Origin of the sequence: Nitrosomonas sp. Is35 (genome assembly GCF_033063295.1) — a bacterium.
Lineage (GTDB): Bacteria > Pseudomonadota > Gammaproteobacteria > Burkholderiales > Nitrosomonadaceae > Nitrosomonas.
In genome coordinates this window covers 1,073,895-1,099,543 of sequence record NZ_JAWJZH010000001.1, presented here as the reverse complement: position 1 = coordinate 1,099,543, position 25,649 = coordinate 1,073,895, and the positions used below count along the sequence as shown (strand labels likewise).

General features: G+C 48.3%; 21 protein-coding genes and 2 pseudogenes. 9 read left to right on the top strand and 14 right to left on the bottom strand.

Annotated features, from left to right (window positions below; translation table 11 throughout):
* Positions 1 to 25: 25 nt before the first annotated feature.
* The 6 genes from R2083_RS04980 to R2083_RS04955 all read right to left on the bottom strand — a co-directional run bounded on the left by R2083_RS04980 (position 26) and on the right by R2083_RS04955 (position 5,815).
* Complete coding sequence (locus R2083_RS04980; protein ID WP_411172451.1) at positions 26 to 2,737, bottom strand: DUF3570 domain-containing protein; 2,712 nt, start codon at positions 2,735 to 2,737, stop codon at positions 26 to 28.
* A gap of 39 nt (positions 2,738 to 2,776) precedes the next feature.
* Complete coding sequence (locus tag R2083_RS04975) at positions 2,777 to 3,004, bottom strand: DUF4266 domain-containing protein (RefSeq protein ID WP_090320949.1); 228 nt, start codon at positions 3,002 to 3,004, stop codon at positions 2,777 to 2,779.
* A 31-nt stretch (positions 3,005 to 3,035) separates the two neighbouring features.
* Positions 3,036 to 3,542: a TlpA disulfide reductase family protein gene (locus R2083_RS04970; protein ID WP_317531101.1), complete on the bottom strand. Its 507-nt coding sequence runs from the start codon at positions 3,540 to 3,542 to the stop codon at positions 3,036 to 3,038.
* 68 nt (positions 3,543 to 3,610) lie between these two features.
* Entirely contained in the window at positions 3,611 to 4,066 is a 456-nt protein-coding gene (locus R2083_RS04965) for a hypothetical protein (RefSeq protein ID WP_317531102.1), read from the bottom strand.
* Positions 4,067 to 4,213: 147 nt separating this feature from the next.
* The gene (locus R2083_RS04960) at positions 4,214 to 4,993 is read right to left on the bottom strand and encodes a hypothetical protein (RefSeq protein WP_317531103.1); all 780 of its coding nucleotides are present in this window, start codon (positions 4,991 to 4,993) and stop codon (positions 4,214 to 4,216) included.
* Positions 4,994 to 5,083: 90 nt separating this feature from the next.
* Positions 5,084 to 5,815, bottom strand: a complete 732-nt coding sequence (locus R2083_RS04955) for a hypothetical protein (RefSeq protein WP_317531104.1) — start codon at positions 5,813 to 5,815, stop codon at positions 5,084 to 5,086.
* A 387-nt stretch (positions 5,816 to 6,202) separates the two neighbouring features.
* Here R2083_RS04955 and R2083_RS04950 point away from each other — a divergent pair, with 387 nt between their 5' ends.
* Positions 6,203 to 7,756 (top strand): fused MFS/spermidine synthase, encoded by a 1,554-nt coding sequence (locus tag R2083_RS04950; protein WP_317537738.1) that lies wholly within the window; start codon positions 6,203 to 6,205, stop codon positions 7,754 to 7,756.
* A 2-nt stretch (positions 7,757 to 7,758) separates the two neighbouring features.
* On the opposite strand, the gene recN is transcribed toward R2083_RS04950, so the two are convergent.
* A complete protein-coding gene (gene recN, locus R2083_RS04945) occupies positions 7,759 to 9,438 on the bottom strand; it encodes a DNA repair protein RecN (RefSeq protein WP_317537737.1) in 1,680 nt (559 codons plus the stop codon).
* Positions 9,439 to 9,458: 20 nt separating this feature from the next.
* On the bottom strand, positions 9,459 to 10,331 hold the full coding sequence (locus tag R2083_RS04940) for an NAD kinase (protein WP_317531107.1): 873 nt from the start codon (positions 10,329 to 10,331) through the stop codon (positions 9,459 to 9,461).
* 305 nt (positions 10,332 to 10,636) lie between these two features.
* Here R2083_RS04940 and hrcA point away from each other — a divergent pair, with 305 nt between their 5' ends.
* Entirely contained in the window at positions 10,637 to 11,656 is a 1,020-nt protein-coding gene (gene hrcA / locus R2083_RS04935; protein ID WP_090320847.1) for a heat-inducible transcriptional repressor HrcA, read from the top strand.
* Between the two features lie 34 nt (positions 11,657 to 11,690).
* A complete protein-coding gene (hemH, locus tag R2083_RS04930) occupies positions 11,691 to 12,776 on the top strand; it encodes a ferrochelatase (protein WP_317531108.1) in 1,086 nt (361 codons plus the stop codon).
* 49 nt (positions 12,777 to 12,825) lie between these two features.
* Here hemH and smbP read toward each other — a convergent pair whose 3' ends face one another.
* Positions 12,826 to 13,170 carry a small metal-binding protein SmbP gene (gene smbP, locus R2083_RS04925; protein WP_090320841.1) on the bottom strand — a complete coding sequence of 115 codons (345 nt, stop codon included), beginning with the start codon at positions 13,168 to 13,170 and terminating at the stop codon, positions 12,826 to 12,828.
* A 278-nt stretch (positions 13,171 to 13,448) separates the two neighbouring features.
* Positions 13,449 to 14,264 (bottom strand): integrase core domain-containing protein, encoded by an 816-nt coding sequence (locus R2083_RS04920; protein ID WP_317537428.1) that lies wholly within the window; start codon positions 14,262 to 14,264, stop codon positions 13,449 to 13,451.
* Positions 14,265 to 14,546: 282 nt separating this feature from the next.
* Here R2083_RS04920 and R2083_RS04915 point away from each other — a divergent pair, with 282 nt between their 5' ends.
* Genes R2083_RS04915 through R2083_RS04905 form a run of 3 tightly spaced genes read left to right on the top strand, consistent with a single transcriptional unit; the run spans position 14,547 to position 17,020 of the window.
* Positions 14,547 to 15,776: an IS256 family transposase gene (locus R2083_RS04915; RefSeq protein WP_317537414.1), complete on the top strand. Its 1,230-nt coding sequence runs from the start codon at positions 14,547 to 14,549 to the stop codon at positions 15,774 to 15,776.
* A gap of 35 nt (positions 15,777 to 15,811) precedes the next feature.
* The gene (locus tag R2083_RS04910) at positions 15,812 to 16,267 is read left to right on the top strand and encodes a PAS domain-containing protein (RefSeq protein WP_317537736.1); all 456 of its coding nucleotides are present in this window, start codon (positions 15,812 to 15,814) and stop codon (positions 16,265 to 16,267) included.
* 39 nt (positions 16,268 to 16,306) lie between these two features.
* Positions 16,307 to 17,020: a sensor histidine kinase gene (locus tag R2083_RS04905; protein WP_317537735.1), complete on the top strand. Its 714-nt coding sequence runs from the start codon at positions 16,307 to 16,309 to the stop codon at positions 17,018 to 17,020.
* Between the two features lie 138 nt (positions 17,021 to 17,158).
* Here the strand turns inward: R2083_RS04905 and hflX are convergent, their stop codons facing one another.
* The 4 genes from hflX to R2083_RS04885 all read right to left on the bottom strand — a co-directional run bounded on the left by hflX (position 17,159) and on the right by R2083_RS04885 (position 22,297).
* Positions 17,159 to 18,505, bottom strand: coding sequence for a GTPase HflX (gene hflX, locus R2083_RS04900; RefSeq protein ID WP_317537734.1), 1,347 nt, complete (start codon positions 18,503 to 18,505; stop codon positions 17,159 to 17,161).
* Positions 18,506 to 19,111: 606 nt separating this feature from the next.
* Positions 19,112 to 20,839 carry a methyl-accepting chemotaxis protein gene (locus R2083_RS04895; RefSeq protein WP_317530342.1) on the bottom strand — a complete coding sequence of 576 codons (1,728 nt, stop codon included), beginning with the start codon at positions 20,837 to 20,839 and terminating at the stop codon, positions 19,112 to 19,114.
* Positions 20,840 to 20,878: 39 nt separating this feature from the next.
* Positions 20,879 to 21,112 (bottom strand): chemotaxis protein CheW, encoded by a 234-nt coding sequence (locus R2083_RS04890; RefSeq protein WP_317537733.1) that lies wholly within the window; start codon positions 21,110 to 21,112, stop codon positions 20,879 to 20,881.
* A 567-nt stretch (positions 21,113 to 21,679) separates the two neighbouring features.
* Positions 21,680 to 22,297, bottom strand: coding sequence for a translesion error-prone DNA polymerase V autoproteolytic subunit (locus tag R2083_RS04885; protein WP_317530339.1), 618 nt, complete (start codon positions 22,295 to 22,297; stop codon positions 21,680 to 21,682).
* Positions 22,298 to 23,575: 1,278 nt separating this feature from the next.
* On the opposite strand from R2083_RS04885, the pseudogene R2083_RS04880 reads away from it, so the two are divergent.
* The 3 genes and pseudogenes from R2083_RS04880 (at position 23,576) to R2083_RS04870 (ending at position 25,593) form a co-directional block, all read left to right on the top strand.
* Positions 23,576 to 24,337: pseudogene (locus R2083_RS04880) on the top strand (IS5 family transposase).
* Positions 24,338 to 24,351: 14 nt separating this feature from the next.
* Positions 24,352 to 24,940: pseudogene (locus R2083_RS04875) on the top strand (IS1595 family transposase).
* A 68-nt stretch (positions 24,941 to 25,008) separates the two neighbouring features.
* The gene (locus R2083_RS04870) at positions 25,009 to 25,593 is read left to right on the top strand and encodes a PEP-CTERM sorting domain-containing protein (RefSeq protein WP_317537732.1); all 585 of its coding nucleotides are present in this window, start codon (positions 25,009 to 25,011) and stop codon (positions 25,591 to 25,593) included.
* The last annotated feature ends 56 nt before the right edge of the window (positions 25,594 to 25,649 follow it).

Genomic DNA, 25,649 nt, shown 5'->3' with positions numbered 1-25,649 from the left:
ATTTTGAAAAGGAATATATCCTAACTTAAAACTGATAGCTCCAGGTCGCGGACAGCATGCCCTGGCGATTCAGCTGATAACCGTTAAAATCGCTGCGAATCGGCTGCACCCATTCAATTCCGAGTCGATTTCCGGCAAAACGGCCACCCGGAATTTGCGCATTGACGCCAAACCCCATATCCCAGAATTGCCCGCCGTAATTACGCGGAAAATCCATCGGGCCGATACGCGCATTATATTGATTGAAGTCGCGATGTATCGCATCCTGCCAGGTATAAACGCCACGCACGGAGGCCGTCAGCCATCGGGTCAGATCCAGACCGCCCCAGCCGGTTGCCTGAAACATATCGCCCAGGCGATAACCGGATTGATTACGGTCTTCCATGCGCTTAATGCCGCTGATTTGCGTACCCCACGACCAACGGTTGTACTCGCCCAGATACGTCAGGCTCGGCATGAAGTCCCAGGTGCCGCTGCCCAACTGCATGCCGAAATGAATCAGTCCGCCATCCGCATTAAACGAACGGCGTATTTTGATATCCGTCTTTCCGGTTGGTGCGCTGAACCCCAGATTCACATGCACACGATGTCCTGGAATATCCAGCAGCTTGATCAGCGATGAAAAATAGGTATCGCCCACGGCGCCGCTTTCATGACCCGCTGCGCCATGATGACTGTGTGCGCCAGAAGCGTCTACCCTTGCCCCGGCCAACTGGCGTAAATTCATATCCATATCCATGAAGGTGGGCATCAACATCACGTTGAGCCACTTGGCCGGCGCATACATCAGATCGACCATATGCATCCGCATATCCATGAATTGCGGCACAAATTGACAGTCTTTAGTGCCGCAACCTTGATCGACGATCGTTTGATCGCTCACTTTATGCGCGCCATGCATCATATGGCCACCTGTCCATTGATACATGAATCGATAGCCTGCCATGAAATCGCCCGGTTTATCGAGCATATGGCCAAACATGACCGTAGCGGGCGGTATCTTATGATGGTGCAAGGAAGAATGCGTATGTGCGGCGGAAGATCCGCCCGAAGTTGCGATTGGCATGGATGAAACCGGCTCAATATCAAACTTAATCGCCGCATTCGCTACATAGTAATCAAAATCGGCAAAGCTGTTATTCCCGCCATTGCCAATCTGCATGGAACTGGCGCGCGTATAGTATTCAAACCCTGCTTCCAGCGCGACACCTTTACCGAGTATTTTACTCAGTACCACACCGCCGCTTAACGAGCCAAATCCTGCCAGACGATGATCGCTGGAAAAATGCGCGGGCAGCTTACCGGCGTCGAATAAGGTTATTTTCGGCTGTGGATTCACTGAAAACCCATCAACCGCATTCCCGTTCTGATCGACCAGATTAAACTGATCGCTCCCGTAGTACTGAACGGTAGGATTCGCTTTATCGGTCCATACTTTCCGGCCGAAACTATCGACTTCCTGATTTCTGTAATTTTGTTGAGAAAATAAGTAGGGCCGGTAAAAGCTGGCGGCATCCTGGGAATAGTAGCGAACCCGCGGCGTCAACGTCCATCCACCGCCAATCGGCTGCACCCAGCTCGCATCGAAGGTATGCGTATTGACGCCCCAGTCATCGACCGACAGCCGGTAGCCCAAATGCATCGCGGCATTAAACGGACTAATATAATGCACATACTTAGTGCTGAGTGCTACTTGATTGCGAATGTTCGGACGTTGTTCGATCAAAGCACGCACATCACCGACAATCAGGTTATCGTTTAATTTAGTTGGATCAATAAAGATAACCGACGTCGCCTTGTAAGGGTTCTCGAGAAATCCGTTGCTATGCGTGTAACCGATACTGGCATCGATTAATGCATTCTTGCTTAGAATCTGCGTCAAACCGGTATTCGCCACCCAATCCTGCCGGTCACCCTTCAGAATCTCAGAGCCGCGGCGGTTGACGATTTGCTGCGCATACGCTGTTTTGGTGATATACGGCGATGAGTCAGGATCCAGAATCGCACTGACCTGGCTGTCCGTATAACCACCACCGAATTTAACGCTGGTTAGCTTTTGGTTAAAGTCCAGCCGTCCGCCAATACTGCCAAAACTCGAGTGATAGTCGCGCTCCCGGGAAAAACCGCCGCCCACATTAATTGCTGCTTCATTCCATTCATAACTCAAACCGAAGTTGGCTTGACGGCGCGTTTCCGGAGAAGCCGATGACATCACCAGCACCGACCGGGTGTCGACCACACCGGTCGATTGCTTGGTGAGCGGATCTCTTCCGATCGGATTCAGATCGTGATCTAACTGCACTTTGCCATTCAGCAGCGGTGATGCGCCCACCACAACCCCGTTAATCGTATATGGGCGATTACCGCCACTGGTGGCCAATGGCGCTATAGATACTGGCGTTGCACCCGACCAAGTGTCTTGAGTATAACCAAACGTAAATTTGGCGCGGTCGGTTAACGAAAAAATACCGCTACCATGTAACACATCGGCTGAAATTGGCTTATAACTTTGGGGAACGCCATAGAGATTACGCTCACCTTCCTGATAGCGGCTATATTGGAAATTGATCCGATCCGTTCCAGCGGCGTGTGCAGGTGATATCAGTAAGCCGGGCAACATCAACGCTGCCGACGTCAACGCTTGTAGGGTATGGCTGCTTGACTTTACAGAATGTGTTTCTGGATGGGTGTATCGTTGCTTGCTGCCCCGGCACCGGGGTCTTTTATTCTGCTGCAAATTTACTTACCTTTAAAACAACCCCGTTCGGGAGTCAGTTTAATAACATCCACAGCCGCCGCCACCTGCAGACGATTTGTGGCTGGGTGCCGCTTCACGGCTGCTGTAATTATGAGATTGCATTTCGGTTTGCAAGGGATGGGGATCGATGTCCATTTGCGGTTTAGCAAGATTGCCACGCTCCCAAGGAGCGACACTCACACAACCCGTCATTCCGAACAATAGGGTGAATGCAAATGCAATGGCAGCATTCCGAGTCAGTTTCATACTGGCCGGCGTAAACATTCAAAATCCCTGATTAGGGATTCTCCATGACAAGCTGTGACAGCAAAGCACGCAATTCTTCTGTTTCACCGGGACGGAATCCTTGATGAACATGGCGAATATTGCCCTTCTTGTCAATGATATAAGAGGTTGGCATCGCCATTACTTCGAGAACCTTAGCGCATGTTTTAGCCGGATCCGCAACAATGGAAAAGTGAGCCGGGTGCTTGGTGAGAAATTCTTCCGCATCCTTAACTTTTTCATCAAGGTTGACACCGATCACATGTAATCCCTGCTCTTTCATATCGTGCTCAAGTTGATTCAAGAATGGAAAGGATTTGACACAAGGCGGACACCAGGATGCCCAGAAATCCATATACACCACTTTCCCTTTCAGTTCCTGCAAGGCCAAAGCTGGTTTGCCATCCAGTGTTTTTAAATCACACGCTGAGGATATCTGTTCCAGATGATCCGCTAATGCGCTTTTGCTGCACAACAGTAGTAACGCGATAATAAAAAACGACCGTTTAATTTTTTTCATTATTCATTTCACTTATCTAGTTTAAGACATTGTTGCAACAATCAATTCCTGAAAATCATTACTCAAAATCACTCAAATTGTCTCACGGTAATTTCCGTCGCTGTATGTACATTGTCCGCAGTCATGCAATGATACGAAACCAGAAAAGATCTTGCACCTGCAATCGTTTTATTTACGAGTATTTGATATACACCGCCTCCACCCTGTACCTTGGCTTCGGGGCTGAAGTTTCCATCTCCGGAAACGGGGTCGGTCGTGCTATCGGCGAGATACCCTTTGATAATTTGCAAACTAACCAGGAGCTTATCTTGTGGCGGCGAAGTATCTTTGATACTCGCAACCAGACGATCTGTCACACCTACATCATCAATACAGGTCACGAGCGCATATCCCGTAAAAGATGCGGTTGTGCCATCCGGATCCATGGTGGCGCCAGCTTCATGCGCTCCGCTTACACCGGCATAACCAAGCGTAATCACGGTAAGAACCGTCGCTACTGCTCTTTGAAATAATAAATGTGGCATGATCGTAACTCCTCGCTGGATGATCTATTCATAGAATAGTTATTATAAAAAAAACCGGCAGCACTTCCACAAAATACAAATGGACACACTGGTTTTAAACACGCCAATGTGTCCGTTGCTGCTTTCAGCAGCCCAATATAACCCAAGTTACTGAGGCCATATTTGCTTACCGTCAAAATTAATGCGCAAATCGCGATTTAACTGATTAGCCGATGGTTTAACCACGACATCGACTCCCGCGCCACATGATGCAGGCAAAGCTGCGATACTGCGATTAACTTTCAAAGTTGCGGGCGAATTGAAACCATGCAAACCCGGGCCATCGTATATTGAACCTACCGCAGGCGTCCACATTTGAACGGTTTCATCATTAAACTTGGAAGCATCGGTAATTTCACAGATATCAACAATTCCCAACACGAACGTTACACTCTTGGCACAGGAAGCCGGTTCAATCACAACACCTGCGGTTGTGAATGGAACAACAGCTCTAAAACCGCCTTTCAAACCTTTACCGCCGCCAGTCCAGAAACCAAGCTTATTGCCCAACGAATCTTTAATGTAATCCTCTTCCGGGAAAATACTTTTATCCTGAATCTTAGTTACCGGATTGCCCCAATTGGTCACAAAATCTGTCAATGCGCCACCATGCGGCTGCCCATCAACCGTTATGATCGAATCCTTGCCATCGGGAAATACTACAACAGTTCCGATCGTATTGGCATCAGAATTTCCAGTAACCGGATTATGGCAACCGTGCGCAACTACAACCGCATTATAATCGCTCCCGTGGTTTGCGGCATTTTCCTGAACTATCGGTGTTTTCAAACGAGTATGCGCCAGTGCGGACTGCCATGTTGCGCTTAAACCAAGTGCCGCCATCAACATCAATGTACGATATTTAAATTTTTCCGTCATTTTAAACATTTTAAGTATCCTATCCTTTCATTTGACTGTTAAAAAACCTCACTCTAAATAAAAGCGGAGGGAAGAGTGAGGTTGTCGTAAAGAACTATGCTACTTTGGCCAAATCTGGCTGCCGTCCAATTTGATCGGCATGTCACGGTTTATCTGTGCTGCCGAAGGCTTCACTTCAACCGCTACTCCGGTACCGCAAGACGCTGGTAAAGCACTGGTACGGATAACAGTCAGTGACGCGGGACCGTCATCCGTCGTGCTTGTACGGTCATACGCTGTTCCCAATGCATTATGGGTCCAGAGATTGACGGTATCAGCATTGAAACCGGCAGTATCCGTAATCTCGCAAATATCCGCGATGGAAATATAAAATTTGACGCTCTTGGCACAGGAAGCCGGTTCAATGACAACAGCGCCGGATCTGAATGGAATATAACCATTCAAATGGTGCGGCAAGGAATTTCCGCCACCGGCCCAGAAACCAACAACATTACTTCTTGAATCGGTTTTTTCATCCTGGAAACTGAAAATAGCCCGGCTATAATTTTGCTGCATCAGGTTGCCCCAGTTTTTCACGAAATCGGTCAATGCACCTGCGTGCGCGGCACCGTCAACTGTAATCGTAGAATCGACACCATCGGGGAACACCACGCTAGTGCCAATGACGTTCTTTTCTCCACAGCCGTGACCAATGATCACGTTGTTGGTTATCCGGGTATTTTCATTGACTGTCGCCGTTTCCAAGCGGGTATGAGCGGATGCGGCTTGAATTGTGCTTGCCAAAACGGCAACGGTCAGTGCGCATTGGGTAAATAAATTGAGTGGCTTCATCGTTAACATGCAAAAATTTCCATTAAATTTGATTATCTTTTTTCTGCAAATATTCGTTCTTTTGTATCGAAGAAATTATTTTGCAAACGTGATCGTTTAACTGAAAAAAAATTCTTTTCTAAGTTGATCAATGGCATTTAAATTCCAGAAACATCGGTTAGAGAAAAGAATCATTTTCTGAGTACGATCTTATTTCCCCATCCAACGAATTACAATGTGACAAATTGTCGCACTGCACAAAACCCTTGGTGCGGCTGCCTTGCCAGGATGCGGCATTTTGCCGCATTCCATCAGTCAGGACTTATCTCTAGAATGCCGTCGCCGCAAAGATTGTCGCGGCGCTTCTCTCCGTTTACCCATGCGAACCCTCGATTAACAGGTGACACAATGAATCACTCCACTCCCTCTCAGATACTCAATCAAGCCTGGCTCTACTGCACCGTTTTTCTGACCGGCGCCGCAGTGATGGTAATAGAGCTGCTAGGAACCCGACTGATCGCACCATTTTATGGCGCCAGTCTCTATGTTTGGACCTCGGTCATTTCGGTTACATTGATCGCACTGGCGCTGGGTTACTATGTTGGCGGCCGCTGGGCGGATCGGGCAAAAAAGACGGGGTTGGCATTGATCATTGCACTATCGGGAATACTCACACTCTTGATACCGTGGCTAACCGCGCCGGTATTGCTCGCCACCGACGCCATGGGGCTTCGCATGGGTGTTTTTATCAGCACATTGGTATTGTTCTCGCCCAGTTTGATTATGCTCGGCATGATCGGGCCATTTGCCGTTAAATTGGCTACCGCCAGTTTGGATGGCGTCGGCGCCGGTACCGGTTCTATCTATGCCGTCAGCACCGTCGGCAGCGTCATTGGCACTTTATTTCTCGGTTTTTATTTATTTCCCCAGGTCGGTTCGCGTGAAATCTTTATTGGTCTGGGTATCGCCTTATTGATACTGGCCGCTGGTGTTGCTTATTTCGAGCGGAGACGCATCAGGTTGATGATTGCACTGCCCCCTATCGCTGCATTGATGGTCATCGGAATTATATTATTGCCGCGCGTCGCTGATTCCGCACACCGCATCGCGAGCGATCATTCCAACCGCATTCAGTTTGAACGCGAAAGTCTGTATGGCTGGGTTCGCGTCATCGACAAACCCGAAGAGAATTTTCGCCTGCTGACCGTGGATGCGTCGACCATCGGCGCAGCGACGATCAGCCATGGTGAAAATGTGCTGACTTACCAAAGAATTGTCGATATTTTACCCGCGCTGACACCTCACATGAAGCGAGCGTTGCTGATCGGCCAGGGTGCCGGGCATATGGCGATGACATTGAAAAATCACGGCATCGTGACGGACACGCTGGAAATTGACCCGGCCGTCGCCGAAGCAGCCAGTCAATATTTCGGTTTCACGCCGACAGGTCAAACCATTATCGGCGATGCGCGCTATGAAATCCGTAAATTAACCAATACCTACGATCTGATCATCCTGGATGTCTTTACCGGCGGTTCGGAACCGGTCCACTTGCTGACTGTTGAAACCATGACGCAATTGCGTTCCCTGCTCTCCGGGCACGGATTGCTCGCACTGAATTTCGTGGCATTTTTTGAAGATGGTAAGAATAAAGCGCTGGCTTCCGTCGCAAAAACCTTGGCGCAGGTTTTCACGCATCAGCAGGTATTTATTTCCGAACCGGATACGGAATTTAACGATTTTATTTTTCTTGCCGCAAACCGCGAGCTCGAACTCAACAATGAAGCCATGTCAGCTGTACAAAGCGACTGGCTGGTAAAGCGCCGCATTACCATTGATCCAGGATTGGGTGTGATCTTGACGGATAATCTCAATCCGCTGGAGATGCTGCAAATACGCAAATCCGAGCAGTACCGCCGGCTCATTGTGGAATTACTGGGAATCGATCACTTTATCCGCTGATTTCACAGCGGCTGTGTGTGCTGTTGCAGCATCTCTGCTGCATGCTGGCGCGTTGTTTCAGTAATGTTCACACCGCCCAGCATACGGGCGATTTCTTCCACGCGCTGTTGCTGATCCAGAATCGTGATCGTACTGATAACCGGCTGATGATCTGATTGTCCGGCGGATTTCTCCACTTGCCATTGGTAATCCCCGGTCGCGGCCACCTGCGGCAAATGGGTGATACACAGCACTTGCCGCTCCCTTCCCAGTTTCTTCAGTAAATGACCGACAATCTCGGCCACTTTTCCGCCAATACCGACATCGACTTCGTCAAAAATCAGTGTTGGTACCGTCCCAACCTTACTGGTGATGACTTGTATCGCCAAACTGATACGCGACAACTCACCGCCCGAAGCCACTTTGGCCAGAGGCCGCAGCGGTAACCCCTTGTGCGCGGCCACCTGAAACTCGATCTGCTCCAAACCGTGCGCAGTGCCCTGTTCCACGGGAATTAACGCAACCGAAAACTCGCCGCCCGCCATCGCAATCGTTTGCATAGCGACACTCACCTGCCGGGATAATGCTTCACTGGCTTTTTGCCGCGCAACGCTCAAGGCCTGCGCTTGTTGCAAATAATCAGCATGCGCAGCGGCTTCCAGCGCTTGCAAATGACCGATATCCGCATCCGAACCCAACAGGCTCAGTTGCTGAGCGATTGTCTCAAGCAGTGAGGGCAATTGTTCCGGCAGCACGCGGAATTTTCTTGCCGCTGTGTGGATTGCCGACAACCGCTGCTCGATCTCCTGTAACGCTTGCGGATCCAGATCCAAACGTTGGCGATAGTGCTTCAATTCATAAACACTTTCCTGCAACTGGATTTGCGCCGCATCCAGCAAATCGGTGATGGCTTTAAGTTCGTTGTCGTACTCGAGCAAATTTTGCAGCTGATTGTTTACGCTATTGATCTGCGCCAACGCCGCTTGTTCGCTTTCGGATAACACGTCCATTGCTGTGTCCGCGGCCGCCAGTAAGACCGCTACATGCGACAACCGGCCATGATCGGCTTGCAGTGTTTGCCATTCCGGCAGGGTAAAATTTAACGCGGTTAATTCCTGTAACTGCCATTCCAGCTGCTCGCGTTTTTCCTGCGATTCCGCTGCGCGTTGCTCCAGGGCAATTCTTTGCCGGTTGCAGTCTTGCCAGCGCTGATAAGCCAACCCAACGGTACGCGCCAGATCAGCGCAACCGGCAAAGGCATCGAGCAATTCACGTTGCGCGTCTTTTTGCAGCAGCGATTGATGCGCATGCTGACTGTGGATGGCGACCAGAAACTCGCCTGCTGCGCGCAATTGCTGCAAAGTCACCGCATGCCCGTTGATATAACTGCGCGAACGGCCGCTGGTTTCAATAATGCGGCGCATCAGACAACTATCCGCGTCGCCTTGCAAGTCGTTTTCATCCAGCCACCGCCGTAACTCCGGCAAGCGATCGATATCGAATGTCACATTGATTTCCGCGCGTTCGCAGCCATGCCGGATCTGACTGGCATCGCCGCGTTCTCCCAAAGCAAGTGTCACGGCATCGATCAAAATGGATTTACCCGCACCCGTTTCTCCGGTCAGCACCGTGAATCCGGGCATGAAATCCAATTCGATCCGGCCCACAATGACAAAATCTTTGATGCTCAGGTGCTTTAACATGATGGCTTAATGGGCATGCATCAGGGAAATTCACTCCATCCCAATTTCTCTCTCAGCATGCGGTAATAACTGTGGTTGACTGAATGCAGCAAACGCACCGTTTTGGGAAAACGCCGCACGATGATGTTATCCGTCTGTTCCAGATCGAAACAGGAATGACTATCGCAATTGATGCGCACATTGGCGCTGCTGTGCATCTGGATCTCCACGCTGGAATCCGGGCCGATCACGACGGGACGGTTACTGAGTGTATGCGGGCAAACCGGCACCAGTGCAATCAGATCCAGACCGGGATGCAGGATCGGACCGCCGGATGATAACGCGTAGGCGGTAGAGCCGGTCGGTGTGGTGACGATCAATCCATCCGAGCGCAAGGTATTCACATATTCGTTATTGACCTTCACCTCAAATTCGATCATGCCGCTGCTCATACCGCGATACAGCACGACATCGTTGAATGCCAGACTGCCGAAAACACTGGCGCCATCCCGGATGATTTCGGCATACAACAACATGCGGCGTTCGGTGGTATATTTTCCCGCCAGCATTTCATCCAGCGTTTCAAACATGGTTTCCACCGATAAGTCGGTGAGAAAACCAAGCCGTCCCTGGTTAATGCCGATCAATGGAACATCGTACGACACCAGCATGCGTGCGATATTGAGCATCGTGCCATCGCCGCCCATGACCACAGCCAAATCAGCCTGCGCGCCGATTTCTTCCAGGGATAATGCCGGATACCGGTCACTGCCAATCTGCGAGGCTGTGAGATGATCGAGTAAGACTTTATAATGCTTGGCTGTCAGATACTCGGCCAGATTCAACAACGGCACCGCGATTTCAGGATTCTTATGTTTACCGATCAGTGCAATGGTAGTGAATTGGGAATTCATAACTTAAAACAATCGCTTGCTTTGATTGGTATTGGCCGTGAGGTTTCCATTGGCTGTAAGCACCTGAATTACCATAATAATAAAACCAGTTAGTGAATAAACAATGCGGTCAGACTTGCAAAATTTTATCTCGTACCTATATACCCACAACAGTTGAACTGCCCGGAATAAATCCTCAACCTATGCTGAAACTGCGGCCCATATTGGCAAACCGGGAAACGGGAAAGTTTAGCATAGATAAGATAAGGCAAAATCACCGCTTATAAGCAAATTATAAAACCAGCCGACTCGTGTAGAATGATGCCATGTTAAACGAACGTGCCCAAATCTTATTAAAAACATTGGTAGAACGGTATATCCATGAAGGTCAGCCTGTTGGTTCCCGGGCGCTATCGAAGTTTTCAGGATTAGACTTAAGCCCCGCAACCATCCGTAATGTCATGGCCGATCTTGAAGAAATGGGATTGGTTGCCAGCCCGCATACTTCAGCGGGAAGAGTCCCGACACCGAAAGGCTACCGCCTCTTTGTCGACACTTTGCTGGTCGTCAAAACGCTCGACAAAGTGGAATTGAATCATCTGGAAAACCATCTGCATCCGGATAATCCTTCGCGCTTGATCAATGTCGCATCGCAGTTATTATCGGATCTAACCCGCTTTGCCGGTGTCGTGGTCACCCCCAAACGAAAAGGCGCGGTATTCCGTTACATCGAGTTCATGGCGCTATCCGAGAAACGCATTCTGTTGATTATCGTCACGCCGGAAGGCGATGTGCAAAACCGCATTATCTTTACCAATACCCCATACAGCCAGTCGGATCTGATCGAAGCCGGTAATTTTATCAATCAGCATTATGCCGGTTGCACGCTGGATGAAATTCGCGGGCGCGTGAATACCGAATTAAAGCAATTGCGTGGCGAAATGATCAGCTTGATGAGTGCCGCCATCGAAGCCGGTGGTGACGCCATCAATGAAAGCAGCGAAGCCGTGGTTCTGGCGGGCGAACGCAACTTGTTGCAGATCGATGATCTTTCAGACAATTTGATCAGCTTAAAAAAACTGTTCGAATTATTTGAGCGCAAAACCAAGTTATTGCAATTACTGGAACTTAGTCGGCAAGCGCATGGGGTCAAAATCTTCATCGGCGGCGAGTCCGATGTGTCATCGCTGGAAGAATTCAGTGTCGTGACGGCGCCGTATGAAATAGAAGGCGAAATTGTCGGCACAGTCGGCGTCATCGGCCCGCGGCGCATGGCTTATGAGCGCGTTATACCGATTGTCGATATTACCGCAAAACTGCTTTCCAGCAGCTTGTCGCAGCACTAATTTATTTTTCCCCAAAAACAATAAACTGATAATCATGACTTCTCAATCCATTTACCAGCACGGCTCACCGAATCGCACCGGTGTTTTATTGATTAACCTGGGAACACCGGATGCGCCGACTGCGCAGGCGCTACGTCCCTATCTCAAAGAATTTCTCAGCAACCCGCGCGTCATTGAAGTGCCCCGCTTGATCTGGTGGCCCATTTTGCATGGCTTTATCCTGCCTTTCAGACCGAAAGCATCGGCGGAAAAATACGCAAAAGTCTGGCTACCCGAAGGCTCTCCGCTGAAAGTACATACCGAACGGCAAACGGAATGTTTACGCGAAGTGCTGGCAGCAAGGTTTAAAAACCCGCCCATCGTCGAATATGCGATGAATATCGGCAAACCTTCCGTTGCCGATGTGCTGACCCGTATGCAGCAACAAGGTTGCGAGCGCATTCTGGTCATTCCGTTGTTTCCGCAATATGCCGCCAGCAGTACCGCAGCGGCGATGGACAATGTATTTGCAGTGCTTAACAAAATGCGTAATCAGCCTGCGATTCGTACCGTCAAACAGTACCATGATGATCCCGGCTATATCGCAGCACTGGCGCAAAATGTCCGCGACTACTGGGATACACACGGCCGGCCTGACAAGCTGATGATCAGTTTTCACGGCACTCCACGCGCAAGCCTGGATAAAGGCGATCCCTATCATTGCGTATGCCAGAAAACCGGGCGATTGCTGGCTGAAGCATTGGAATTGAATGCCAACCAATATGCCGTGTGCTTTCAATCGCGCTTTGGCCGGGCCCAGTGGTTAACGCCCTACACTGCTGTCACTTTGGAACAATTAGGCAAGGAACATACGCGACGCGTCGATGTGATCTGCCCTGGATTTGTCTCCGATTGCCTGGAAACTTTGGAAGAAATCGCTATCGAAGCGAAACACACATTCATACAAGCGGGCGGCAAGGAATTTCACTATATTCCGTGCCTCAATGAACGTAGCGATTGGATTCAAGCTCTGGCCGATATCGCCAGCACGCATTTACAAGGGTGGTTGGACATCGAAGTTACTGAGGATGCTGCAAAATTATCCAGGAAACTGGCGTTGGAATTGGGTGCTAAAGATTAAGAATTGATCTCCCCCCGAGCAATCTCGAGGGGAAACCGGTTTTAAACCATCAATGGCCGGATTGGCGCATATGTTTCATCGCTTCTTCGCTGTGCTTAGCCGATTCCGCACCATGTCCCATATCAGCGTGTTTGATCGCTTCTTCTAAATGTTGGATCGCTTCATCCATATGTTTATGCGATGCCGCATGATCATCTCTCGCCGCTTTTGCGTGCGCCAAGCTTTCTTTTGCATGACTCAGGGACTCTTTCGCATGTCCCATTTCACCATGCGCTTGCGCTTTTCCGGCGTGTTCCATCGCCTCAGAGGTATGTCCTGCGTCAGATGCCAATACAGGGGTACTCATGAAACATGCTAATGCTCCAGTTACAATCATTGTAGATATAATACGCATGATAATTGCTCCTTTAAAAAATACATTGATAACATGAATACTTTTCAATAATCTCAGTGACTGGATAACAGCTTTATTGAAGAAGTATTAACTTTCTCCAGCTGACCAGAACACTAGATTCCAGTATATACCCATTTCTTTATTTATTGTATGCGAGCGGCAAGCGCTGATTGATTGCTTGTCCCCATGAATACATACAACCTCAATGCAGATTTTGCAAAAAACTGCCCATAATGCAATCTGCAAACAGTGAGGTATTGGGTAAGTTGTAAGAAATCTCAGGGTTGTTTACAGAGAGGTTGATTGAAATAAGCGTGAAGTATTTCATAAGGGGTAGCATTATTCAAACTCTTATGAGGTTTGACGGTATTGTAGAAGTTAATGAAACGGGAAAGCAGAATGCGCCGATCGGCGCAGTCTTTAAAGGAAATCTGGCTGTGCCACATATCCATCAGGGTGCGGATGACTCGTTCGGCTTTGCCATTGGTTTGCGGACGATTGATGCGGGTAAACTTCTGTCCGATACCGTGTTGTGTGCAAGCTTTGCCGAAAGCATGGCCGTCAGTTCCTTTAAATTCCTTGCCGTTATCGGAATAAGCGCAGTCGATCTGATACGGACATTGGGCAATGACAGTGTCTATGAGAAAGCGAGCTGCGCTGTGTTGAGTTTTATCGGGAAAAATATCGGCATACAGCTCCCTGGAAAAATCATCGATGGCCACAAACAGGTACTCGCGAGGTTCATTGGCGGATTGCCCTTTCAACAAGGAAAGCCGCTTGGTATCAAAGTGAACAAGCTCACCTGGGTAAGACTTGTTATAGCGTTTGGCTTCACGCTTGAGCCGTTCCTGGATGGCTTGTTCGACCTTAGCCAGGCGCTTAAGACCGTATTGCAACGTCTTGAACCGCTGATTGGTGCTGTCACGCGGCGTAAATTCCTGCAGTCTCGCGCGTTTCAGTACATCATAAATCGTTGGCCGGCTGACATGAAAGCGTTCCGCCAAATGCGCCACCTTCCACAGCCGGGTTTGATAAAGCCGCCAGATTTCCTGACGATCTAATAAAGTTAATCGGGTGCGTTTGTGTATGTTCATCTACAGTATTCTCCCAAATACTGTAAACAACGCTAGTAATTCTTACAGGTAAGTATTTCAAACTATGGATTACATCCCAAAGTGAGAAGAAACATTCCCGCAATCTGATCACAGAAAATCGCAAGCGAAACCAGAAGCGATTGAGTCCGCGAATAACGAGAATGCATGCTACTTGTGGTTTTCAATCGATGACAAGCCGAATCTACTAAAACAAGGGGGTGTAAATAATTTTGTGTAAATGGTCATATTGCAGGAAACTGTTTATATATTTTTGGAGCAAAAATGACCACACCCAAACCCCTGCCAGCCGGCTTAATTGATAGCCTGCTGGCCGATTACAAAAAGCCAGAAGATTTAATCGGTGAGCATGGTCTTCTCAAGCAACTCACCAAAGCGTTGGTTGAACGTGCCTTGCAAGCAGAAATGGCCGATCATCTTGGTCACGATAAGCACGAAACAGTAGTCAATGCCACTGGCAATACCAGAAATGGTAAAAGCCGTAAGACCCTGAAAGGTGAATTCGGTGAGTTACCCATCGAGATCCCCCGTGACCGTGAGGGCAGCTTCGAGCCTCTGATCATTTCCAAGCATCAGACCCGCTGGGCGGGCTTTGATGACAAGATCCTCTCGCTGTATGCCCGTGGCATGACAGTGCGTGAAATCCAACAGCACCTCACTGAAATGTATGGCACAGAAGTATCGCCTACGCTCATTTCTACGGTCACTGATGGCGTAATGGATGAAGTGAAGCAGTGGCAATCCCGGCCTCTCGATGCGGTGTATCCTGTGATCTATCTCGATTGTATCCATGCCAAAGTTCGTGACGCTGGTAGCGTTCGTACCAAAGCGATTTACCTGGCGATCGGCATTAACATGGAGGGCCATAAAGAAATACTGGGCTTATGGATTGCTCAGACCGAGGGTGCCAAGTTCTGGCTCAGCGTTGTCACTGAACTCAAAAATCGTGGCGTGCAAGATATCTTTATCGCCTGTGTCGATGGCTTAAAGGGCTTTCCCGAAGCGATTGAAACCATCTATCCACATGCCATTGTACAACTCTGTATCGTGCACATGGTTCGTAATAGTCTCAACTACGTCGGCTGGAATAAACGCAAGGAAGTAGCTGCTGATTTACGTTTGGTCTACAGCGCCGCCACGATTGATGAGGCTGAACACGCGTTAGCCGACTTTGAAGATAAATGGAACTATGCTTATCCACCGATCGCCCGATCTTGGCGCAATAACTGGCAACGCATCATTCCATTCTTCGACTACCCGCCTGAGATACGGCGCATTATTTACACCACCAATGCGATTGAGTCAGTCAATATGAGCCTACGCAAAGTCAGCAAAAACCGTGGATCGTTTCCCAACGATGAAGCTGTGATCAAATTGTTCTATTTGGCTCTCAGCAATATCGCCAAAAAATGGTCTATGCCACTAAGAGATTGGAAACCGGCACTAAACAGGTTTACTATTCAATTTAACGAAAGAATGCCTCGGCATTATTAACCGCCGTTTACACAAAATCTAGGACACCCCCGGAAATGCTGCTAGACGTGAGCTTAAGCCCGGTTGAGCTGCAACAACAGCTTTACGTTTTAATCACACTGACAGTGCCCCGGCAACGTCAGAAGACCGAAAACGCATTGCGGGAAAGTGAGGAGCGTTTACGCTTGGCCAAGCAGGCCGCGGGGTTTGGCATTTTCGACTATAACTTCAAACGAAGTATTGTTTATTGGGATGAGCAAATGCGCAGGTTTTGGAGCGGATATACCGGGAAGACAATCAGTTATGAAGGATTTGTCGCCATGATACATCCCGATGATCGCGCAGACCGGCAAGCAGCGATAGATTATGCGATGGATTCCGCCAGCCGCGGTGAATACAAAGCGGAGTATCGCGTCGTTGATCCTGTTGACGGAACTGAACGTTGGATTTCCGTCGTGGGGCGAGTCTATTTTGAAGCTAACTGCGCAAATCGGCTGGTAGGCATTGCCTAGGATGTGACGGAGCAGAAAATTCTCCGAAAAAAGTTGGGAATGCAACGCGACGAAGCGGAAAAAATCCTCAAACAACAAGTAGCGGCACATACAGCCTCAGCTATTGCGCATGAGCTGAATCAGCCGCTGACTGCGATATCGGCTTATAGCGAAGTAGTACTCCATGCATTACAAAGCAATGATCTTAATGTGAAGAATCTAAAAAAAGCGCTGGAAGGTTGTGTGGAGCAAGCGCAGCGCGCTGGTCACAGCTTGCACGAGTTAATTGCTTTTTTACAGCAAGGTGAGTTGTTAGCCGAATCGTTAGATTTGAACGATGTCATACGCGAAGCGCTCGATATTGCTTCTAACGATGGATATGAAAGATTTCGTTCAAAACTGAATTTGGAAAAAAATCTTCCCGCTGTTCAATGCAATCGCACACAAGTGCAGAAAGTTCTTGTAAATTTCTTCAGGAATGCTGTAGAAGCCATGCGGACCGTCGATTCACCAATTTTAACAATTACCACCAAAGCACAAACTTTGAATGAAAAAAGCATTGCGTTAGTTATAGTACAAGATAGCGGGCCCGGTCTTGATCAAACTATGGCAAAGCGCATATTCGAGCCTTTTTTTACCACCAAGCCATCCGGTATCGGCATGAGGCTTACGATTAGCCGCGCGTTGATCGAGGACAACGGCAGTCAACTCTGGGTTGATGCCGATACAAAAACAGGCGCAAAGTTTCATTTCACTCCCCCCTTTGGACCATGATCTTGCAAAAGACCAGCGCCAATAATTTGCTGGATCTCGCGCGCATTGCACGCGAAAGCGAGTTGAGCGAATAAGTGGCTCGACCGGACCATAAAAATCCGTGACTTTCCTGTCACGGGATTGCAAAAGACGCTGAACTCATGATGCGCGGCTAAATTGCTCGCGCAGATTCTCGATGGTGGCCGATTCGCTACGAACCCGGAACAAAGTGCCTTCATTATCCGAATGTTCCGCCAGCACCTGGCAATTCGTGTAGATCGCACCGCGTAGCTGCTGTGCCGACCAAGGCAGAAAAAGTTCGGCTTCAACCAGATTCTGCTGGAAAAACTCGACAATTTTCTGGCGCAATCTCGCAACATCGTCGGCACGGCGCGCGCTCATCACGATGCAGTCCGGATACCGGGCGCGTACGGCAGCTTCGCATCCGGCTTGCGCCGTTGCATCGCCAACATGGTCGATTTTGTTGAATACGCGGATACGCGGCACGTCATGCGCGCCGATCTCTTCAAGCACATGCTGGGTAACTTCGAGCTGGCGCTCAAATCCTGGGTCGCTGGCATCGATGACGTGGAGCAGCAAGGATGCATCGAGCGCTTCGTCCAGCGTGGATTTGAACGAAGCGACCAGCCCGTGCGGCAGGTTTTTGATGAAACCGACCGTGTCGCTGACGAGCACGCGCGGCACGCTTTCCGGATGGAGCGCCCGCACCGTGGTATCGAGCGTGGCAAAAAGTTTGTTGGCGACCAACACTTCGCTGCCGGTAAGCGCCCGCATCAAGGTGGATTTACCGGCATTGGTATAACCGACCAGCGCGACGCTGGCGAGTCCTTGGCGCTCTTGCCGCCGCGCGCGCTGGATCTTGCGCTCGGCTTCCAGCGCGACAATTTCCTGTTGCAATTCGGCGATACGGTCGCGGATCTTGCGCCGGTCCAATTCGGTATGCGATTCACCCGCGCCCCGCCCGCCAGTGCCGCTGCGTTGCCGCCCTTGCGGCCCGGCAAGTTTGGCGGCTTCGCGCAGGCGCGGCGCCATGTAACCGAGGCGCGCGATTTCCACCTGCGCGCGCGCCGCACGGGAACGGGCGTTACGGTGAAAAATTTCGAGAATGACCATGGTGCGGTCCATCACCTCGCAACCGACCTCATTCTCAAGATTGCGCGCCTGCGACGGTGAGATCTCGTGATCGACCAAGAGAGCGCTGATGTCATGATCATCGGGGCGAATGGCGATTTCCTCAGACTCATCCGATCCGGAATCGTTGTGCACGTAACAACGGATTTCCTCGCGCTTGCCAACGCCCAAGTACGCGGTCGTGTCGAAGCTGGCGCGTTTTTGCACGAACGTGTTGACGACTGTGTAACCCAGTGTTTTTGCGAGCTCACGCAGCTCGGCCAGTGACGATTCGAATTCGATATCGCTGACATTCGGCAACTGAACCGCCGCCGCGACAGCAAATTTGGGTTTTTCTTTGATTTCTATGGACATTGGAAAATCACGCTTCCTGGATAATGGGAGTCAATAGTAGTGTAAAAAGCTGCTGCATACACCGGAACCGGTGCGGCTTGGAAAGACAAAACCAACATTTTGTTTTGTGCGGTCTTAAGGAATTTGACCGGTCAGGATTGGTTCATTTGATGCGTCGGCAACAATTGCACTGATCGCATCATTACAGGGTTATAAAAATATCATCAGTTAATTGCAGATCATGTCACTGCGCAACAATAACCGGCATCCCAACGTGCAAGATTACTCAAGCGACCGTCGACCGTCCTTAATCATTTTACCATCAATGATTATCTCGATTGGCGCCTATTGAAATCCAGTGGCTGGTTTAGCTGTGTACCAGCCCAGTTGAGGTAATCCAAGAATCGTAGCATGGGGGAAAACCGTGCAGGCAACGCTGCGAAGATTCATCTAACCGTTGATCGCTGCGTTTTACCGGTTGATTTTGAGATGTGCGGTGAAGCTTAGTGCGCGATTACTACAAATTAAAGGGCGTTACCTTTATTTTGTTTGATTACGGATTCACATCCCTATCAAACCCGGTAACGCCCTTTGTTTTAATTTACTTTAAGACTACTACCCGGAAGGTTAGAACTCTTCCCAATCCTCAGCGCCACCTCCAGCTGCAACTTTGCGTGGTTGAGCCGTTACGGCTTCAGTGTTTGTTACGGCTTTCACCGCAGGCTTTTTCCGCGCAGGGCCGCGATTCGGCAGTTTGGCTATGCTGGCGGAGCGATTGTTTCTTTTGATCACCGCCGGTGTTCCTGAGTAACCTTCCGATAATTTGAAGGTGTTTATCGCTTGCGTTAATGCATGGGCTTGTTCTTGCATCGATTCCGCTGCGGCTGAAGCTTCTTCCACCAAGGCGGCATTCTGTTGCGTGGCTTCGTCCATTTGGGTTACCGCTTGATTAACCTGTTCAATACCGGAGCTTTGTTCTTGCGATGCCGCGGAGATCTCGCTCATGATGTCGGTAACGCGTTTTACCGCAGTGACGATTTCGTCCATGGTTGCACCCGCTTCATCCACCAGGCGCGTGCCGTCTTCTACTTTCGCTACAGAATCACTGATCAGTTCCTTGATTTCTTTCGCTGCTGCTGCGGAACGTTGCGCCAGTGTACGTACTTCTGTCGCTACCACGGCAAAGCCACGGCCTTGTTCACCGGCGCGCGCCGCTTCCACCGCCGCATTCAGCGCCAGAATATTGGTTTGGAACGCAATGCCGTCGATCACGCTAATGATGTCGACAATTTTCTTCGAGCTTTCGTTGATCGAGCTCATGGTTTGCACCACTTGACCTACTACCGAGCCGCCTTTCATCGCAACTTCCGAGGCACCGGCAGCCAGTTGATTGGCTTGGCGCGCGTTGTCGGCGTTTTGTTTGACGGTGGAGGTCAATTCTTCCATCGACGATGCGGTTTCTTCCAGGCTGGAGGCTTGCTCTTCCGTGCGCTGGCTCAAGTCCGAGTTGCCCGATGCGATTTCTCCCGATGCCGTTGCGATTTGGTCGGTTCCCGAACGCACTTTACCGACCAGGTCGACCAGATTCTCGTTCATCGCTTTCAGTGCTTGCAACAGCCGCCCGGTTTCATTCGTGGATGTCGCTTCTATCCGTTTGGTGAGGTCACCGGAGGCTACCGCATTTGCCACTTCAACTGCTTCATTTAATGGCACAATGATCGAACGTAGTAACAGCATGCCAAAAACAATGGCCAATACAGCACCGAGTGCCATCACAGCTATCATAGCCGTAGAGATTTTTTCAAAAGTACTTTGTGCATCCTGATATTCTTGAGCGCCATCCGTTTTCTGCAAGTCGAGTATTTTGAATAGACTGGTACGTAAAGCAGTAAACTTTGGACCGCCATTGTTCGCCGCATTGTTAGCCGCCGCTTCGAAATCGCCAGCTATTGCATACTGGAACGTCAGCTTTAGTGCGTCAGCATACTCTTTGGCCTGATCCGCCACGGTCTTGGACAAGATCATTTCATGTTCCGTCACAATGGTAGTTTGGTTTTTTGCCCATAATTCTTCGATCTCTTTAATCAACTCCATATTTTGTTCGTGTTTGGCTTTAGCATTATTGACATCTTTTTTCCCCACAGAATCTAACCCATTCAGGCGAATCGTGTACCAGCGGTCAATCACAGTGCCCAAATAGGCTAGGGACATGGTGCGGGTTTCGTGCAACCCCTTCAAGCGTTCATTGGAATCATGATAGCTGTTTAATCCAAAAGAACCGACACCCAGCATCAGAATTGTCAACATACTGATTATAAGAAACAAACGAAACTTAATAGTTGTATCTTTAAACATTACTAGCTCCTTTAAGCGTTCTCTAAATTAAATTTTCCACTACTGAATACTTTGTTTGATCAAGCCCAAGCCGCTGCTACTCATCGATTTCTCGATATCGATCCATATCAGCATGCGCTCGTCGACTGCTCCTAGCCCGGTAATATATTCAGTATCAATGACTGAACCCAACTCCGGCTCCGGTTGTATTTGTCCCTCCCTCAGAGTGATTACATCCGATACTCCACCCACCTTAATTCCCATTACCCGCCCGGCCACATTCAAAATAATCACTGCAATAAATTTCTAACCATTATTACTTATTGATAAATATATAGAATCCACTTTCCAATATATTCTAGAATCAAACAATTTGTAGGAATGAAGCAGCTGTTTACGGTTTTCTTTAAAGAAAGTTCTGTAAGTTTATTCCCATTGTTTATTTCAAATACATGAACCAATACTGTAGGATATTTCTTATAATAGAGAATTAAATTACTTCGAATGATCGCTGCAAACCCTTTAAAGGAGCTGTTGCGAGCTGCTAAAGCAGCACTGAAGTAGCTGATTCTTATGGAATCTGAAGCTTCATCAGATGAAGGGATGAAGTGAAGGATAGCGATGGAGTTACGCCACGTGGGACAAAATCAGTAACTTAGGGCTAAATCAAGTTAAGCTTTTTAAGGAAAGTGAATTTCTTTGATTGAATCAGAAAAACGGTCATCTTTATCTAAGGACACACGGTGAGATAGTGTCCGAACTAACCCACACATGACTATGATGGAAACGACAGCTACCCCATCCGGCATTCCGGAGCTTTCACTGCATGGCTGCCACCGGCCATGCAGCCATCGTGATATTTTATTTGAAGCGGCGAAACGATCCTATGACGACACCGAAAATCTCAAATTGCATATCCGGACGTATATAAATGGGCCGGTAAGCGCCCGATGAGTTGGCTGGCATAAGCCTTGGCATTTTGTTCGCCCCGTAATCCAGAATTTTGATGGTGAATTCACGATCCACCACTGCCAGCACAATGTCGCCCATCCCCGGTGTTCTTGATCTATCCACCACCACTTTATCATCCGGCAGCAAACCCACATCAATCATCGAGTCCCCTTTGATCGTTACAAAGAACGTCGATGCCGCATGGTCGATCAGAAACTCACTGACATCCAGGCGTTTTTCAACATGATCATCCGCCGGACTGGGAAATCCCGCCGCCACTTTGGTGGCAAAAAGCGGTAACAAGGTTGGTTGCGCGCTGATCTCGGGAATGAGCAGCTCATTCTCTTCAATATTGGCAACCGAGGTATCGCGATCGCCATTCGCTTTTTTGCGTTGAAAAGCTTCCAAGAAACTTTTTATGGTTGCTGTCTGGCTTTCCGGTATGCGCATCGTTGTCGTAGGCTCGCCAAATTTACCCTGGCCGCGCGGCCTGCCTGCATTTTCCCGTTTTCCGCCACGATTTGACATGTCTGAATCACTCCCATTGAAATTCGTAGCGATATTCAAACACGCCTTGTATATTGCTGTCAAATAGTCTCGTGCAAGAATGAGCAGCAAGCTTAGAATGTTCCGGCCCTGCTCGTTCCGGATCAATCAACACTGAAGCTTTTCTTATTTTTTACGGAAATTACCCAATACCCGGTGCGCGGCTTTCAATGCACTCTGGTAATTTTACAGTTTTGACTAGAATTGATAGCGCTGCTGATCAGCTTTCACACTGCATCGCAGCGATGGCGTGGATTTTCTACCCCGCCCAAGGGACGAGGTAGTTCACTGAAACACTTAAATTGAAGGGATTCAAGCGTTGCGTTGATTGCTTACGAGAAGTATATTGAGATAACAATCAGCGCTACTGCCACTGCGCCGATGAAAGTCATATTGTAGCCAAGTTTTTTAAATGTAATAGAATCTTCTCTGTCTAACATTTCCATGATTATCTCCGTCGTTTAACAATTAGTGGAGATTGCATTTTCAAGCAAACCTGCGTTCGATTTATTGATTCAGATCAAGAAATCCATCCGCAAAGGTCAATTTTCTTGATATAGATCAACAAAATGCAAAATATCGATTAATGAAAAGCCAAAACCCGGTTTTCATTCCTGTGCCGTCCCCCCGCTTTTCTGATTTTTTCTGATCTTATTGTTTGCCCTCCAATGAATCACGTAATCGCTCGCACAGGTATCTGGCGGATAGCTCGATGCAGCGGCAGCAGTAACTGAAATGAAAGCAGGTAATTTTTCACCAAAAACCGAAAACTTATTGTTACTGAATTGAAATCCGGCATTATTGATAACTGCAATAAAGATTTTTTCACATTTCTCTCAAAAATGAACTCAATATGACCTGATTAATATTGGCAAAACTACTGGAGAAATTGTTACAAAATTACATCGCACGCGCGCCGATGAAACAAAGGCATTAGTTCCAAAGCCAAGAATCCTCATCCTTTCAGACAGCAATCCTAAATCAGGAATCAGAATGAACGCAATTTGCAGTCATCACTGGCAAGCCAAGTACAAATTAATATTAGCGCTATTAAATCCAGTCATTTGATGCAAACCTTTAATTACGCAGCATTTGCAATTCAAAATAATTCATTCTGATATCTCGTATGTGACTCTGTGCTTAGTTGTACCTTCGATAGCCTTCCAGCTGTGCAAACAACCATGTTCTAATATGAGGTTGGAGTAGATTAGCTTAGTAGCTAAGCTAGGGTCTGTTAACGCTATTTGATATAATCTGGTGATGGAAATTACCGAAATGCAATACCAGAGAATCGAACACTGCCTGCCGCGTCAGCGTGGCAACGTCAGCCATTCCAATCTGCAAGTTCTCAATGCCATTCTTTACGTTGCCGAGCATGGCTGCAAGTGGCGAGGACTGCCCAAGCGATTCGGCAACTGGCATACCATCTATACCCGCATGAATCGCTGGGCAAAGAGTGGTGTCTTGAGCCATGTATTTGGGTAACTCGAGCATCAGCAGATCATCCGTATCCGTATTGAAGCTGTTTCTTTGGACAGTACCAGTATCAAAGTCCATCCCGGCGGTACGGGTGCATTAAAAAAACACCGCAATCCATCGAAAAATCCCGAGGTGGATGGACCACCAAAATTCATCTGGTTGCTGCAGATTCCAGAACAACCATAAGCTTCGCCTTCTCACTCGGTCACGCCCACGACGCCCCCGAGGGCAGGCAACTTTTGCTTTCCTTCGGTCCCGTCAGTACGCTCACCTACTTGTTGATGGATCGTGCTTATGAAGGCGACAAAACCCGCCAACTGGCACTAGATTGGGCTACATCCCCCAGTTGTTCCACCCAAGGCAAATCGTTTGTCGCCCTGAGAATACAACCGTGCTCTGTACAGAAAGCGCAACGAGATCGAACGATTGTTCAGAAGGCTCAAAGGATTTCGCCGCATCTTCTCCAGATTCGACAAGCTCGATGTCATCTTCATTTCCTTCATCCACTTTGCCTTCATCGTCGAAGCACTTAGATTGTGTTAACAGGCCCTAATCAAATGAAGATAAGTAATTGTAGATTATTAGGAAAGTACAGTTAAGTTTAGTGGAATTTTTTGTTCTGGAAGTTACAGCAAGATCAGCGGCCAATATACTCGGAATTCAGCCCAATAGCGCAGCGCTGTTTTATCGCAAAATACGTGAAGTTATTGCTTATCATTTGGAGCAGGAATCTCACGAAATCTTTGCTGGTACAGTAGAGTTGGATGAGAGCTACTTCGGTGGTAAGGTATACACAAAGGTTGTAGGTGACACTAAATCAGAAACACTTATGCCGCTGATAACAAGAAAAATAGCACCAGACAACGAGTTTATACAGATTGTTATCGCCGTTACAATGCACTTGATGTGAGCCACTTTTACCATGAAAGAATTAATCACTCCACGCTATTTGCACAAGGCAAGAATCACATTAACGGGATTGAGAATTTTTGGAATCAGGCCAAACGTATTTTAAGAAAAGAAAATACAATGGAATTCCCAAAGAATCATTTCCATTATTTCTTAAAGAATGTGAATTCAGGTTTAATTAATTGTAGAACACCTAAACATCAACTAAAAACTCTTAAAAATTGGACTCAAATTTAAAATAATCTACTACAGCCACTTTAATATAGTTTGATTTTGTTTCTAAAATTTCTAATAAGGAAAATATCATGCATACTTTATATCGTAGTTTGGTCATAGCTTCGTCGATAGCCGCGGCGCCGCTCGCCAATGCTTCACTTATCGATTTTCAGGGTGAACCGGTAGGTACTTATGCGGGAAATACGACAACTTTGCTTGTTGATGGGACCAGTGTGCGCTTTTCAGGACTAGGCTTGCAAATTCGAGATCTTACCCCTGCATTTCCATCGGAATCCAGTCGAGTACTTTCCTCGTTTCACGATGGACAAGAAATTACGATGGAATTATTAGGCGGAGCCACGACCGATAGCCTTACTTTCCACAACTGGATCAGCGGCGTTTATACATCAGAGGTGGATACTATTGTTGTGCAAGCATTTGATGCGGCCAACAACTTGCTCGGTTCCGTCACTTCATCCGATGAATTTATCAATCTTAACTTCACCGGTATGGCACGCATTACTTTCGACGATTTCATTGCTGGAGATGGGTACCTGTTGGATGATTTTCAGTATACGGTTGCAGTACCTGAACCGGCCACATGGGCGCTGATGCTGTTTGGGCTTGGCGGTCTGATTTCTATTCACCACCGTAAACGCACAGTACAAGCATAAAAAACGGTGCTTGCCATTGTATTTTGCCAGGTAAAAAACCACAAAACCATCGTTTA

Excerpts from the sequence above, each read along its gene's own strand:
- R2083_RS04975 (WP_090320949.1), bottom strand. The coding sequence starts at position 3,004 with ATGAAACTGACTCGGAATGCTGCCATTGCATTTGCATTCACCCTATTG.
- R2083_RS04970 (WP_317531101.1), bottom strand. The coding sequence starts at position 3,542 with ATGAAAAAAATTAAACGGTCGTTTTTTATTATCGCGTTACTACTGTTG.
- R2083_RS04965 (WP_317531102.1), bottom strand. The coding sequence starts at position 4,066 with ATGCCACATTTATTATTTCAAAGAGCAGTAGCGACGGTTCTTACCGTG.
- R2083_RS04960 (WP_317531103.1), bottom strand. The coding sequence starts at position 4,993 with ATGTTTAAAATGACGGAAAAATTTAAATATCGTACATTGATGTTGATG.
- R2083_RS04955 (WP_317531104.1), bottom strand. The coding sequence starts at position 5,815 with ATGAAGCCACTCAATTTATTTACCCAATGCGCACTGACCGTTGCCGTT.
- R2083_RS04950 (WP_317537738.1), top strand. The coding sequence starts at position 6,203 with ATGAATCACTCCACTCCCTCTCAGATACTCAATCAAGCCTGGCTCTAC.
- recN (WP_317537737.1), bottom strand. The coding sequence starts at position 9,438 with ATGTTAAAGCACCTGAGCATCAAAGATTTTGTCATTGTGGGCCGGATC.
- R2083_RS04940 (WP_317531107.1), bottom strand. The coding sequence starts at position 10,331 with ATGAATTCCCAATTCACTACCATTGCACTGATCGGTAAACATAAGAAT.
- hrcA (WP_090320847.1), top strand. The coding sequence starts at position 10,637 with ATGTTAAACGAACGTGCCCAAATCTTATTAAAAACATTGGTAGAACGG.
- hemH (WP_317531108.1), top strand. The coding sequence starts at position 11,691 with ATGACTTCTCAATCCATTTACCAGCACGGCTCACCGAATCGCACCGGT.
- smbP (WP_090320841.1), bottom strand. The coding sequence starts at position 13,170 with ATGCGTATTATATCTACAATGATTGTAACTGGAGCATTAGCATGTTTC.
- R2083_RS04920 (WP_317537428.1), bottom strand. The coding sequence starts at position 14,264 with ATGAACATACACAAACGCACCCGATTAACTTTATTAGATCGTCAGGAA.
- R2083_RS04915 (WP_317537414.1), top strand. The coding sequence starts at position 14,547 with ATGACCACACCCAAACCCCTGCCAGCCGGCTTAATTGATAGCCTGCTG.
- R2083_RS04910 (WP_317537736.1), top strand. The coding sequence starts at position 15,812 with ATGCTGCTAGACGTGAGCTTAAGCCCGGTTGAGCTGCAACAACAGCTT.
- R2083_RS04905 (WP_317537735.1), top strand. The coding sequence starts at position 16,307 with ATGCAACGCGACGAAGCGGAAAAAATCCTCAAACAACAAGTAGCGGCA.
- hflX (WP_317537734.1), bottom strand. The coding sequence starts at position 18,505 with ATGTCCATAGAAATCAAAGAAAAACCCAAATTTGCTGTCGCGGCGGCG.
- R2083_RS04895 (WP_317530342.1), bottom strand. The coding sequence starts at position 20,839 with ATGTTTAAAGATACAACTATTAAGTTTCGTTTGTTTCTTATAATCAGT.
- R2083_RS04885 (WP_317530339.1), bottom strand. The coding sequence starts at position 22,297 with ATGTCAAATCGTGGCGGAAAACGGGAAAATGCAGGCAGGCCGCGCGGC.
- R2083_RS04870 (WP_317537732.1), top strand. The coding sequence starts at position 25,009 with ATGCATACTTTATATCGTAGTTTGGTCATAGCTTCGTCGATAGCCGCG.